Annotated in this window: 11 protein-coding genes; 3 read left to right on the forward strand and 8 right to left on the reverse strand. The window is 55.9% G+C overall.

Translation table 11 applies throughout. The features are described from left to right. Window positions 1–10 precede the first annotated feature (10 nt). Complete coding sequence (gene barA, locus AAER43_RS18255) at window positions 11–2,770, forward strand: two-component sensor histidine kinase BarA (RefSeq protein WP_045134132.1); 2,760 nt, start codon at window positions 11–13, stop codon at window positions 2,768–2,770. A gap of 85 nt (window positions 2,771–2,855) precedes the next feature. Here the strand turns inward: barA and AAER43_RS18260 are convergent, their stop codons facing one another. The 8 genes from AAER43_RS18260 to syd all read right to left on the reverse strand — a co-directional run bounded on the left by AAER43_RS18260 (window position 2,856) and on the right by syd (window position 11,168). Further along, window positions 2,856–3,995 (reverse strand): glycerate kinase, encoded by a 1,140-nt coding sequence (locus tag AAER43_RS18260; RefSeq protein ID WP_014885051.1) that lies wholly within the window; start codon window positions 3,993–3,995, stop codon window positions 2,856–2,858. Between the two features lie 77 nt (window positions 3,996–4,072). After that, window positions 4,073–5,410, reverse strand: a complete 1,338-nt coding sequence (gudD, locus tag AAER43_RS18265) for a glucarate dehydratase (protein WP_050862131.1) — start codon at window positions 5,408–5,410, stop codon at window positions 4,073–4,075. 15 nt (window positions 5,411–5,425) lie between these two features. Further along, a complete protein-coding gene (locus tag AAER43_RS18270; protein ID WP_057057628.1) occupies window positions 5,426–6,766 on the reverse strand; it encodes an enolase C-terminal domain-like protein in 1,341 nt (446 codons plus the stop codon). Then, window positions 6,766–8,121: an MFS transporter gene (locus AAER43_RS18275; RefSeq protein WP_050862135.1), complete on the reverse strand. Its 1,356-nt coding sequence runs from the start codon at window positions 8,119–8,121 to the stop codon at window positions 6,766–6,768. The genes AAER43_RS18270 and AAER43_RS18275 overlap by 1 nt, the downstream gene beginning before the upstream one ends. A 294-nt stretch (window positions 8,122–8,415) precedes the next feature. Continuing rightward, window positions 8,416–8,865 carry a flavodoxin gene (locus tag AAER43_RS18280; protein WP_050862137.1) on the reverse strand — a complete coding sequence of 150 codons (450 nt, stop codon included), beginning with the start codon at window positions 8,863–8,865 and terminating at the stop codon, window positions 8,416–8,418. Window positions 8,866–8,888: 23 nt separating this feature from the next. Further along, the gene (truC, locus tag AAER43_RS18285) at window positions 8,889–9,665 is read right to left on the reverse strand and encodes a tRNA pseudouridine(65) synthase TruC (protein WP_023331205.1); all 777 of its coding nucleotides are present in this window, start codon (window positions 9,663–9,665) and stop codon (window positions 8,889–8,891) included. After that, entirely contained in the window at window positions 9,662–9,991 is a 330-nt protein-coding gene (locus AAER43_RS18290; protein WP_014885057.1) for a YqcC family protein, read from the reverse strand. Before AAER43_RS18290 ends, truC begins: the two co-directional genes overlap by 4 nt. Window positions 9,992–10,622: 631 nt before the next feature. Beyond that, window positions 10,623–11,168, reverse strand: a complete 546-nt coding sequence (gene syd / locus AAER43_RS18295) for a SecY-interacting protein (RefSeq protein ID WP_047343432.1) — start codon at window positions 11,166–11,168, stop codon at window positions 10,623–10,625. Window positions 11,169–11,237: 69 nt separating this feature from the next. On the opposite strand from syd, the gene queF reads away from it, so the two are divergent. Then, entirely contained in the window at window positions 11,238–12,080 is an 843-nt protein-coding gene (gene queF, locus AAER43_RS18300) for an NADPH-dependent 7-cyano-7-deazaguanine reductase QueF (RefSeq protein WP_014885059.1), read from the forward strand. Window positions 12,081–12,195: 115 nt separating this feature from the next. Continuing rightward, window positions 12,196–13,560: a nucleotide 5'-monophosphate nucleosidase PpnN gene (gene ppnN / locus AAER43_RS18305; RefSeq protein WP_014885060.1), complete on the forward strand. Its 1,365-nt coding sequence runs from the start codon at window positions 12,196–12,198 to the stop codon at window positions 13,558–13,560. Window positions 13,561–13,980 lie beyond the last annotated feature (420 nt).

The following is a 13,980-nucleotide window of genomic DNA, read 5'->3' on the forward strand; positions in this document are numbered from 1 at the left end:
ACGGAACGCCATGACCAACTACAGCCTGCGCGCGCGCATGATGATTTTGATCCTCGCCCCCACCGTTCTCATCGGTTTGCTGCTGAGTATCTTCTTTGTGGTGCACCGCTATAACGATTTGCAGCGACAGCTGGAGGATGCAGGTGCCAGCATCATCGAACCGCTCGCCGTCTCAAGCGAGTACGGGATGAACCTGCAAAACCGCGAATCCATTGGGCAGTTAATCAGCGTGCTTCACCGACGCCACTCGGACATCGTACGCGCCATTTCCGTTTACGACGAACATAACCGCCTGTTTGTCACCTCGAATTTTCATCTCGATCCGGCGGCCCTGAAAATCCCGGACGGTACACCTTTCCCGCGCCATCTCACCGTACTGCGGCGCGGCGATATCATGATCCTGCGCACGCCGATCGTGTCGGAAAGTTATTCCCCCGACGAGTCTGCGCAATCTGACGCCAAATCCAGCAATAACATGCTGGGATACGTGGCGCTGGAGCTGGATCTCAAGTCAGTCCGGCTCCAGCAGTACAAAGAGATTTTTATCTCTGGCGTGATGATGCTGTTCTGTATTGGTATTGCACTGATCTTCGGCTGGCGCCTGATGCGCGACGTAACGGGCCCCATCCGCAATATGGTCAATACTGTTGACCGCATCCGCCGGGGACAGCTCGACAGCCGCGTAGAAGGTTTTATGCTGGGCGAGCTGGATATGCTGAAAAACGGCATCAACTCGATGGCCATGTCGCTGGCGGCCTATCACGAAGAGATGCAACATAACGTTGACCAGGCGACGTCTGACCTGCGCGAAACGCTGGAGCAGATGGAGATCCAGAACGTTGAGCTGGATCTGGCGAAAAAGCGCGCCCAGGAAGCGGCGCGGATTAAATCTGAATTCCTTGCCAATATGTCGCACGAGCTGCGTACGCCGCTCAATGGGGTGATCGGCTTTACCCGCCTGACGCTGAAAAGCGAGCTTAACCCGACGCAGCGCGATCACCTGCACACCATTGAACGTTCGGCCAACAACCTGCTGGCGATCATTAACGACGTGCTGGACTTCTCCAAGCTGGAGGCGGGCAAGCTTATTCTGGAGAGCATACCGTTCCCGCTGCGCGGTACGCTCGATGAAGTGGTCACGCTGCTCGCCCACTCGTCACACGACAAAGGCCTTGAACTGACGCTTAACATCAAAAACGACGTGCCGGATAACGTCATCGGCGATCCTCTGCGCCTTCAGCAGGTCATTACCAATCTTGTTGGCAACGCCATTAAATTCACCGAAAGCGGCAACATCGACATTCTGGTAGAAAAACGCGCGCTCAGTAACAACAAGGTACAGATTGAGGTTCAGATCCGCGATACCGGGATTGGTATTCCCGAGCGCGATCAGTCGCGTCTGTTCCAGGCGTTCCGCCAGGCGGATGCCAGTATCTCCCGTCGTCATGGCGGTACCGGTCTGGGGCTGGTGATTACGCAGAGGCTGGTAAACGAGATGGGCGGCGATATCTCTTTCCACAGCCAGCCAAACCGCGGTTCAACCTTCTGGTTCCACATTAACCTGGATCTCAATCCGAACGCGTTGACCGACGGTCCGGTGACAAGCTGCCTGAACGGTAAGCGTCTGGCCTACGTCGAGCCTAACGCGGCGGCCGCGCAGTGCACGCTGGATATTTTAAGCACCACACCTCTGGAGGTAGTCTACAGCCCTACCTTTTCGGCGCTTGCCGTTGAGCACTACGACATTCTGCTGATGGGTATTCCGGTGACGTTCACCGGCGAACTGACCATGCAGCAGGAGCGGCTGGCGAAAGCCGCGTCGATGACCGACTATCTGCTGCTGGCGCTGCCCTGTCACGCTCAGATAAACGCGGAGGAGTTGAAAAACGACGGGGCAGCTGCGTGTCTGCTTAAACCCCTCACCGCCACCCGCCTGCTGCCCGCCCTCACGGAGTATTGCCGTCTTAGCCAGCATGCCCTTCCGCTGATTAACGATGAGCAAAAACTGCCGATGAGCGTGATGGCAGTTGATGACAACCCGGCAAACCTGAAGCTCATTGGCGTGTTGCTGGAAGATCAGGTTCAGCATGTGGAGCTGTGCACCAGCGGTACGCAGGCCGTTGAACAAGCCAAACAGATGCAGTTCGATTTAATTCTGATGGATATTCAGATGCCGGGCATGGATGGCATTCGGGCCTGTGAGTTGATCCACCAGCTGCCACATCAGCAGCAAACGCCGGTGATTGCGGTCACCGCGCATGCGATGGCCGGTCAGAAAGAGAAGTTACTGAGCGCCGGGATGAATGATTATCTGGCGAAACCTATCGACGAAGAGAAGCTTCATAACCTGCTGTTACGCTATAAGCCGGGACATATTGGCGGAAGCTACACGGTTTCCAGCGAGCCGGTTGAGGTCACCGTCAATCAAAACGCAACCTTTGACTGGCAGCTTGCGCTGCGTCAGGCGGCAGGTAAACCCGATTTAGCCCGCGAGATGCTGCAAATGCTGGTCGCGTTTCTGCCGGAGATTCGTAATAAGGTTGAAGAACAGCTTGTGGGGGAACACCCGGATGAACTGCTGGAAGCCATCCACAAGCTTCACGGCAGCTGCGGCTATAGCGGCGTACCGCGGCTTAAAAATCTCTGCCAGCTGCTGGAGCAGCAACTGCGCGCAGGTACGCCAGAATCGGAGCTGGAACCCGAGTTTCTGGAGCTGCTGGATGAAATGGATAACGTGACGCGTGAAGCGATGAAGGTATTGGGGAGCTGAGATAAAAGCCCGGTGGCGGCTTCGCCTTACCGGGCCTACGATTGCGGGTGCGGCCTGATGCCCTCTCCCACGGGGAGAGGGAGAACTACATTCCCTGCCCCACTTTCAGCACCGCCGCGATATTTCTGGCGGTCATCTGTACATTCGCGCTGGCATTTTCCAGCGCATCTTCCAGCGAGCAGATGGTGTAAATCACGCTAAACACCGCATCAATGCCGTGATCGTGAACCACGCCAACATCCGCCGTCAGACTGCCCGCAATCCCGATAACGGGTTTGTTAAAGCGTTTCGCGACCTTCGCTACCCCCACCGGGACTTTGCCGTGGATCGTCTGGCTGTCGATGCGGCCTTCGCCGGTGATAACCAAATCTGCATCGGCCACCTGGTCGGCCAGGTGCAGCGCATCGGTTACAATCTCAATGCCCTGGCGCAACTGTGCGCCGCAAAAAGCGTACAGCGCCGCGCCCATGCCCCCCGCCGCACCACCGCCAGCAAGGTTTAGCACATCCATATCCAGATCCCGGGCAATAATCCGCGCATAATGAGCAAGCGCATTGTCTAGGGTGATGATCATCTCAGGCGTGGCCCCCTTTTGCGGGCCAAATACGGCTGACGCGCCATCCTTTCCAACCAGAGGATTGGTCACGTCGCAGGCGACCTCAATCCGGCACTCGGCCAGACGAGTGTCCAGGCCGCTCAGGTCGATACGCGCGAGTTTTCCCAGCTCGCCTCCGCCCTGCCCCAGCGGCTGTTCACTGGCGTCGAGCAGCTTCGCCCCCAGCGCCTGCATCATCCCGGCCCCGCCGTCATTGGTGGCGCTGCCGCCGATACCGATGATGATATGCTTAACGCCCGCATCCAGCGCGTGACGGATAAGTTCACCTGTGCCCCAGGAGGTCGTTTTCAGGGGATCGCGCTGCGAAGGCGCAACCAGTTCCAGACCGCTTGCCGCCGCCATTTCAATAAAGGCGCTCTGTTCGTCACCCGAAATCCCGTAAAATCCTTCCACCCGCTCGCCGAGGGGACCGGTCACCGGGACATGTACCCTTCGCCCCTGCGTTGCCGCGATCATCGCCTCAACGGTGCCTTCTCCTCCATCCGCGACCGGCAGTTTGACGTAAACCGCCTCGGGAAAGATCTCGCGAAAACCGCGCTCTATCGCTGTCGCAACCTCAAGCGCACTCAAACTTTCCTTATACGAGTCCGGTGCGATAACAATTTTCATAAGCCATCCTTACGCATAGTCGTTACGTTAAGCATACACCACGTAAAGAACCGCTCATGGGAGCGGTCCCAGTGCGTTTATCGTACCATGCACGGACGTTTATTGTCGAATGTCCAGTCGGGGATCAGATACTGCATCGCCATCGCGTCGTCCCGCGCGCCCAGACCGTGTTTCTGATAAAGCTCGTGCGCTTTCATCACCTGGTCCATATCGAGCTCAATGCCCAATCCCGGCGTTGAAGGCACCTGCACCATGCCACTTTTTATCTCAAACGGCGCTTTGGTCAGACGCTGATTCCCCTCCTGCCAGATCCAGTGGGTATCGATAGCGGTAATGGTGCCCGGTGCGGCGGCGGCAACGTGGGTGAACATTGCCAGCGACACGTCGAAGTGGTTATTAGAATGCGAGCCCCAGGTCAGGCCAAACTCATGGCACATCTGCGCCACGCGGACCGAGCCCTGCATCGTCCAGAAGTGCGGGTCAGCCAGCGGAATATCGACGGATTGTAATGACAGGGTATGCCCCATCTGACGCCAGTCGGTGGCAATCATATTGGTCGCGGTCGGCAGCCCCGTGGCGCGACGGAATTCCGCCATCACTTCGCGGCCCGAGAAACCTTGCTCGGCCCCGCAGGGATCCTCGGCATACGCCAGCACACCTTTGAGCTGTTTACCTATTTTGATCGCTTCATCAAGCGACCATGCACCGTTTGGATCAAGCGTCACGCGCGCCTGTGGGAAGCGTTTTGCCAGCGCGGAAATGGCCTCTGCCTCTTCTTCACCCGCCAGCACGCCGCCTTTCAGTTTGAAATCATTGAAGCCATATTTTTCGTATGCCGCTTCCGCCAGCCTCACCACCGCATCCGGGGTCATCGCCTCTTCATGGCGCAGCCGGTACCAGTCGCATGCTTCCTTCGTCTGGCTTTGGTACGGCAGCGGCGTCAGTGTGCGATTGCCGACAAAGAACAGATAGCCAAGCATTTCTACTTCTGAACGCTGCTGCCCCTCACCCAGCAGCGAGGCAACGTTAACGCCCAGGTGCTGGCCCAGCAAGTCCAGCATTGCGGCTTCAATCCCGGTTACCACGTGGATGGTGGTTCGCAGATCGAAGGTTTGCAGCCCCCTGCCACCCGCATCGCGGTCGGCAAAGGTGTTGCGCACGGTGTTGAGGACATTTTTGTACTCACCCAGCGTTTTGCCCACCACCAGCGGAATGGCATCCTCCAGCGTTTTACGGATCTTCTCCCCGCCCGGAATTTCACCCACACCGGTATGGCCGGCATTGTCTTTGATAATGACAATATTGCGGGTAAAGAACGGTGCATGTGCCCCGCTCAGGTTCATCAGCATGCTGTCATGACCCGCGACCGGAATGATTTGCATGGAAGTGACGACAGGGGTCGTAAAAGTACTCATCGTGTAATCCTTTTATCAGTGACGTCCAAAAACAGGGCGCTTACGGTCAAATGTCCAGCCGGGAATAAGGTACTGCATCGGGCCCGCGTCGTTACGCGCACTGCCTGGCAGCTTTTTATACGCCTCGTGGGCTTTATGAAGCTGATCCCAGTCAAGCTCCACGCCCAGGCCCGGCGAATCGGGAACGGCAATCTTGCCATTTTTGATTTCCAGCGGATTTTTCGTCAGGCGGGATTCGCCTTCCTGCCAAATCCAGTGGGTGTCGATAGCGGTCGGGTTTCCCGGTGCCGCGGCGCCAACGTGGGTGAACATCGCCAGCGAAATGTCGAAGTGATTGTTGGAGTGGCAGCCCCAGGTCAGTCCCCAGTCATCGCACAGCTGCGCCACACGCACCGCGCCGGAGAGCGTCCAGAAGTGCGGGTCCGCCAGCGGAATATCGACGGCGTTCAGCATCACCGCATGACCCATTTCGCGCCAGTTAGTGGCAATCATATTGGTGGCGACCGGTAAGCCGGTGGCACGGCGGAATTCGGCCATGACTTCACGGCCAGAGAAGCCCTGCTCCGCGCCACACGGGTCTTCTGCGTAGGTCAGCACGTCTCCCAGACCTTTGCACAGGCTGATGGCTTCCTCCAGCAGCCAGGCGCCGTTAGGGTCAACGGTGATACGCGCCTCCGGGAAACGTTTTTTCAACGCCCGGGCGGTTTCAATCTCCTGCTCACCGGGCAGCACGCCACCCTTGAGCTTGAAATCTTTGAAGCCGTAGCGATCCTGAGCCGCCTCGGCCAGGCGGACCACCGCGTCGCGGGTAAGGGCTTGCTGGTGGCGCAGCTGATACCAGTCGTGGTTACCCGGTGATTGCGCCAGATAGGGGAGATCGGTTTTCGTGCGATCGCCCACGTAGAACAGATAGCCCAGCACGGTGACCGCATCACGCTGTTTGCCTGGCCCCAGCAGCTCGCAGACCGGGACATTCAGCGCCTTACCCAGTAAATCAAGCAGGGCGGCCTCCAGCGCGGCCACCGCGTTGACGCGCAGCTCAAACGTCCAGGCTCCTTTACCGAAGGTATCAAAATCTGACGACTGGTTGCCCTTATGCACCCGTTGAACCACCTTGTTCAGGCGGGCAACCTCCTGGCCCACCACCTGCGGAATGGCATCGACCAGGGTCTGGTAGATCACCTCCCCGCCAGGTGCCTCACCCACGCCAGTATTTCCTGCGCTATCAGTCAACACCACGATATTGCGGGTAAACCACGCATTGTGCGCGCCGCCAATATTGAGCAGCATGCTGTCCTGCCCGGCCACCGGGATGACTTTCATTTCGGTGACAATGGGACTCGATTGCGTTGTCATCAGCCACGCTCCACAACAGGTTTGAGTTCAATACGCTTGATATCCCCCACCAGCACCAGGTAACTCAGAACCGCCACCAGAGCATGCACGCCGACGTAGATCAGTGCACCGTTGAATGACCCCGTCGTACCAACGATGTAGCCAATCGCGATTGGCGTAACAATCCCGGAAATGTTGCCGAACATGTTGAAAAGACCGCCGCTCAGGCCGCTGATCTCTTTTGGCGCGGTATCCGCCATCACCGCCCAGCCCAGCGCGCCAATGCCTTTGCCGAAGAAGGCCATCGCCATAAAGCCGATAACCATCCACTCGGCGCTGACGTAGTTGCAGAACACCATAGTCATGGAGAGCAGCATGCCGAGCACAATCGGCGTTTTACGCGCGATGTTCAGCGATCCGGTGCGTCGCATCAGCCAGTCGGATATCACCCCGCCGAGCACGCCACCGATAAAGCCGCAGATCGCCGGGACCGAAGCCACAAACCCCGCTTTCAGGATCGACATACCCCGCGCCTGCACCAGGTACACCGGGAACCAGGTGATGAAGAAGTAGGTTAGCGCGTTGATACAGTACTGGCCCAGATAGATGCCGATCATCATCCGCGTACCGACAAGCTGTTTGATCTGCGCCCATTTCTGGCTGAACGGGACTTTTGCTTTCCCGGACTTCTGATCCATATTGATCAGCGCACCACCTTCCGCAATGTACTCCAGCTCTTTCTTGTTTACGCCAGGATGCTGATTCGGTTCGTGGATCACTTTCAGCCAGACGAAGCTAATGATGATCCCTAGCCCGCCCATAAAGAAGAAGACGTGCGACCAGCCCACTTCGTGCGTCAGCCAGCCCATAATGGGTGCGAAGATCACCGTGGCGAAATATTGGGCAGAGTTAAAAATCGCCACCGCCGTTCCCCTCTCCTGCGCCGGGAACCAGGCCGCGACAATACGGCTGTTCCCCGGGAAGGAAGGCGCTTCTGCCAGACCTACCAGGAAGCGCAGCGTAAAGAGCGCGACGATAATGCCAAAACCGTTGAAAACATCGACGAAGCCCTGCAAAAGGGTAAATGCAGACCAGATAAAGATGGACCAGAAATAGACACGTTTAGAGCCAAAACGGTCCAGAAGCCAGCCGCCTGGAATTTGCCCGATGACGTAGGCCCATGAGAATGCGGAGAAAACGTAACCCATGCCCACCGGATCAAGGCCGATATCTTTTGCCATTTCAGAGCCGGCAATCGACAGCGTGGCGCGGTCACCATAGTTAAAGGATGTGACGATAAACAGCATCACCACTATCCAGTAGCGGGCATTCGTGCGCTTCTCAGCGCTGCTCGCTGCGTGGCTTAATGTACTCATTGTTGCACTCCTGAAACATAGCTTTCGCCTGGTTCATTCTGTACAGCACCGGTAGGGTAATCAGAATGAGATGTGTTTTGTCGTTTTGGTACGGCCTGAAGCCGTTTTATAAGTGACCGGAAAAGTATATGAAGGAGTGACACGTTCTCTCACCGTGCAAAAACACAGTATTAAAGGGTGTGCGAGCGGTTGTTTATGGCATAAGCCCAGGCAAGTGGAAGGTGGTTCACGGAATTGAGGTTTGGTACGGGGTGTATTGCCGGGTGGCGGCTTCGCCTGACCCGGCCTGGAAAACTATTTCAGGAGCGTAGCCCACTGCTCGACCCACGGGTTCGATTCGCTTTCCGGTTCAGGATGCTCACCGGCATCAATCAGCAGCATCTCGCCGACGCGCTGGGCGCTCTGTTCCTGCAGGAGCGCATCAAACTGCTTGCCGCCGCCGCAGAAGTTTGCGTAAGAGCTATCGCCCAGGGCAATGATGCCGTAGCGAACGTTCGGCTGATAGCCAAGCTGGTCTTTAATGCCCTGGAAAAGTGGCACGATGCTGTCCGGCAGATCGCCCTGCCCGGTAGTGGACGTCACCACCAGAATGTATTTATCTTTGTACTTTTCCCAGTCTGCCAGTTCCGGGTCTTCATAGACCGTGGCTTTATGGCCCTGGCTTGCCAGAATCGCCTCAGCCTCTTCCGCTACCAGCAGTGAGTTGCCGTACATAGTGCCGACAAAAATGCCTACTTCAGCCATGATATTTTTCCCTATGAATGCGTTTACTGTTCATCCTGAACGTTGCCAGATACAAACTCAACCCTTTCATTTTCGGGGAGTTGCCCCAGCCAGCCAAACTGTGACAGCGCCTGCATCCAGACATCATCCAGCCCTGCACGGATATTCAGCGGTTCGCCGGTAAACGGGTGGGTCAGGCTAAGCTCGCTGGCGTGTAACATCAGTCTATTACAGCCAAAATGCTCGGCCGCGCTGCGATTCTGGCGCAGATCGCCGTGCTTGCTGTCGCCAATAATCGGGTGGCGCAGGTGCGCAAGATGGCGTCGCAGCTGGTGTTTACGCCCGGTTTTGGGCAAAAGCTCAACCAGGCTGTAGCGCGTAGTGGGGAATTTGCTGGTTGCCACCGGCATTTCCGTGGTCGCCATGCCGCGATAATCCGTCACTGCAGGCTGCGGGCCTTTGTCATCGCGGGCAAATTTATCGGCGATTTTATCCAGCTCCTCTACCAGCGGATAGTCGAGCGTGGCGGCGTCCGTCAGCCAGCCGCGCACGATCGCGTGGTAGCGTTTCTGGATCTGGTGCTGTTCGAACTGCTGAGACAGCAGACGTCCCGCCTCGCTGGAAAGCCCCATCAGCAGCACGCCGGAGGTCGGTCTGTCGAGACGATGGGCGGTAAAAACATGCTGACCAATCTGGTCGCGTACGGTCTGCATCACGACCACTTTCTCGTCGCGATCCAGCCAGCTGCGGTGCACCAGCCAGCCAGACGGTTTATTCACCGCCACCAGCCACTCGTCCTGATAGAGGATCTCAAGCGTCATGCATCTTCACCGGCAAACAGGGCATCCAGTTTTTCCAGCTCAACCAGCATGACCGCGCGCGCAGGGTGCGTCGCCTCAAGGGCCATTTCATAATAGGGAGAGACCGCAAACGCCTGCGGCAGCGGATGACCGCCTTCCAGCAGCGCGTGCATGCGCGGAATTAACACCCACTGGAGCCACTCGAACGGGGCCAGGGTATCCAGACAAAATGGCTGGGTGCTGGCGAACGCTTCCGGCTGCGGCGCGGTCTCTTGCCACAGCTGATGTTGGCGCAAAAGGGCTTCGATGGCGTGCAACTGAGCACGAATGCTATCGTGTTGCGTCATGGTAACCTCAACTGAAAAAGTGAACGGCGCGCAGCATAGCATTGCGGGAGGCAGAAATAAAAAAAGGGAGCACTGTAAAAACAGTGCTCCCGGTTCGTTCCGCAGCATTCCAGCTACAATTCGTGCTCCCTGCTCATCCGTGACAACTTTTCCTGATGCCCGAAGGGCTGGTCATCCGTCTACCTTTCGCGTCCTGCACACATCTTCCTGACGTGCTTGTTTCATCCTGAAACGTCCTGGCCTTCCTGACCCACCGACCGTCCTGTTCGGCTCTCGTTCTCCTTCCTGGAGGTGTCCCTTACGCGTCCTGCGTTATCCCTTTGCTTCATCCTGAAGCCTTCCTGCAGCGTCATCCTGACGTGTCCTGAGTAAGAAACGCCATCATCCTGATGTTCGTTTCTCGTGTCGGCGTCCTGTCGACAGAGATAGAATCCGCTATTCCGCTTCGTCTTACAACCCACCAGGGGAGCGTTGTAAGACGTAAGAAAGCCCTATAAAAGCTGAGATAAACAGCTAATCCATTGAAAAACAGCGTGATATTAATCTTAATTAAATGAGGTAATACTGAATGTTCCAGCGATCTCTCACAAACCTTGTAAGAGATCTCTCACACGCGCTGTAGCATTATGGATTACAGAAGAGGCTCAAGTCGGGTAAGGAAATCCGCAAGTGAAGGGGCGAGGGTCTCGCGATTGCGGGTGCCGATGGTCTCTTTAATCACTTCGCCAGACAGGTTACAGACGGAAATCACATCCAGGTCACTGTCGAGCGTAGCAATAAAGAGCGTCGGAGAAAGCTTAAGGCGTTTTTGCGTGACCAGATGACCAATCAGGTTTTCCTGAACACGCTGCAGATCGTCTTCGCTCCAGGTCTGCAACAGCGTCAGCGTCAAATCACCCAAGCGAGCGGGCATATCCCCTGCAAATTGCGTGACGTAAAACGCGTGAACCGCTGGTTGTACCACAATGTCCATAGCCCGTTCAACCGCATTTACATTTTGCCCGGCGGTACTCGGCTTCGGCTGCCAGATAACATAATCATCCTGAGAAGAGATAATGCACGGTGACGGTACGCCATATAATTCAGCACTTTGCGGCCACGTTCCATGCTTTTCATGCCACGCATCGCAATAGCGGGTCGTGAAGGTAGTAAGGGCATTTGCAGTTTCGATGTCCACCGATTTCTCTCTTCTTGTAAGACAGGATAAACTCAGCCCATAAGTGTACCTGTAAAGTGGCTATGAAACATGTCTTACGAAAATCATCAGGCGTTAACCGGCTTAACGCTGGGTAAATCGACCGATTACCGCGATACCTACGATGCAAGCCTGCTGCAGGGTGTGCCGCGCAGCCTGAACCGCGATCCTCTGGGATTGCACGCGGACGCGCTGCCGTTCGTGGGCGGCGATATCTGGACGCTGTATGAAATCTCCTGGCTCAACGCGCGCGGCCTGCCGCAGGTGGCGGTCGGACACGTTGAGCTGGATTACGCCAGCCAGAATCTGGTGGAATCCAAGAGCTTTAAGCTCTATCTCAACAGTTTCAACCAGACCAAATTTAATCACTGGGATGAGGTTCAGCAGACGCTGGAACGCGATTTAACCGCCTGTGCTCAGGGTCAGGTCAGCGTTTCGCTGTACCGCCTGCACGAACTGGAAGGGCAGCCGATCGCCCACTTCAACGGAACCTGCATTGACGATCAGGATATCGAGGTGGAGAATTATGAATTCAGCGCCGATTACCTCGAAAACGCGGCGAGCGGCAAGGTGGTTGAAGAGACGCTGGTCAGCCATCTGCTGAAGTCCAACTGTCTGATTACCCACCAGCCGGACTGGGGTTCGGTACAGATCCAGTATCGCGGCCCGAAAATCGATCGCGAAAAGCTGCTGCGCTATCTGGTGTCGTTCCGCCATCACAACGAATTCCACGAGCAGTGCGTGGAGCGTATTTTTAGTGATATCCAGCGTTTCTGCCAGCCAGAGAAGTTGAGCGTTTACGCGCGCTATACCCGACGTGGTGGGCTGGACATTAACCCGTGGCGCACCAACACGGATTTTGTGCCAGCGACGGGTCGCCTGGTGCGTCAATAATATAAATTTTTTCACAATATGCGGGCGGTATTCCGCCCGAAGTGTTGTGAAACCTCACACGCCAGGGCTATTGTAATCAAAGGGAATGACGATAATCGTCCCATAAGGAGCTCACTTGATTACACATATTAGCCCGCTTGGCTCAATGGATATGTTGTCGCAGCTGGAAGTGGACATGCTTAAACGCACGGCCAGCAGCGATTTGTATCAATTGTTTCGTAACTGTTCACTTGCCGTACTGAACTCCGGAAGCCTGACAGATAACAGTAAAGAACTGCTGTCCCGCTTCGAAAGCTTTGATATCAACGTGCTGCGCCGCGAGCGCGGCGTGAAACTGGAAGTGATCAACCCGCCAGAAGAGGCCTTTGTTGACGGGCGTATCATTCGTTCCCTTCAGGCCAACCTGTTTGCCGTACTGCGTGACATCCTGTTTGTTAACGGGCAGATCCACAACGCAGGCCGTTTCCAGCATCTCGATCTGGAAAGCTCGGTCCATATTACCAACCTGGTATTCTCTATTCTGCGCAACGCACGTGCCCTGCACGTTGGCGAAGCCCCGAACATGGTGGTCTGCTGGGGCGGTCACTCGATTAACGAAACCGAATATCTCTATGCCCGCCGGGTAGGAACGCAGCTTGGCCTGCGTGAGCTGAATATCTGTACCGGCTGTGGTCCTGGGGCAATGGAAGCGCCAATGAAAGGTGCCGCGGTGGGTCATGCGCAGCAGCGTTACAAAGAGGGTCGGTTTATCGGCATGACCGAGCCGTCAATCATTGCCGCTGAGCCGCCTAACCCACTGGTGAACGAGCTGATTATCATGCCGGATATCGAGAAACGCCTGGAGGCGTTTGTCCGTATCGCGCACGGTATTATCATCTTCCCGGGCGGCGTGGGCACGGCGGAAGAGCTGCTCTATCTGCTGGGTATTCTGATGAACCCGGCCAACAAAGATCAGGTTCTGCCGCTGATCCTGACCGGGCCAAAAGAGAGCGCAGACTACTTCCGCGTGCTGGACGAGTTTATCGTGCATACGCTGGGAGAAACCGCGCGTCGTCACTACCGCATCATCATCGATGACGCGGCGGAAGTGGCGCGTCAGATGAAAAAAGCGATGCCGCTGGTGAAAGAGAATCGTCGTGATACCGGCGATGCTTACAGCTTCAACTGGTCAATTCGTATTGCGCCCGATCTACAGATCCCGTTTGAGCCTACCCATGAAAATATGGCGAACCTCAAACTCTACCCGGACCAGCCGGTGGAAGTGCTGGCTGCCGATCTGCGTCGCGCCTTCTCCGGGATTGTCGCGGGGAACGTGAAAGAGATGGGCATTCGCGCGATTGAGCAGTATGGTCCGTACAAGATCCACGGTGACCGGGAGATGATGCGTCGCATGGATGACATGCTTCAGGGCTTTGTGGCCCAACACCGTATGAAGTTGCCGGGCTCAGCCTATATTCCGTGCTACGAAATCTGCACGTAACGGTTGGTCTGTTGTCGTTAAAGCCGGGACGCCCTGTTGTGCGTCCCGGCTTTTTTATTACCGAATCAATTCATAGATATCACTTATGTCTTTAACAAACTCGCCGCAAACGCAAACGATTACCTCGCATTAGCAACCGCAAATTATCAGCCTTAATCTAAATTACCCGCCAGAAAATCCTAAAAAGCCATTTCTTTACAGCAAAAGACACCTATCTCGCGGGCCGCCCTTTTAGCTTACATGTCGTTGGTGATAGCCTGCGCGCGCGTAAATTCTCTTTGATGTTTTTTTAACAGATAAATGGTCTAAAGATGCCCACTTCATAAGTGGATTATTGCATTTGGGATCAGGATCACTGATAGATTCATAACGAGAATGTATCTTTCCGCCCGCCAATAGTTACGGGCGAAAATTATTAAA

The organism is Enterobacter sp. FUJ80071 (assembly GCF_038739915.1).
In the GTDB taxonomy this organism is placed as follows: domain Bacteria; phylum Pseudomonadota; class Gammaproteobacteria; order Enterobacterales; family Enterobacteriaceae; genus Enterobacter; species Enterobacter kobei.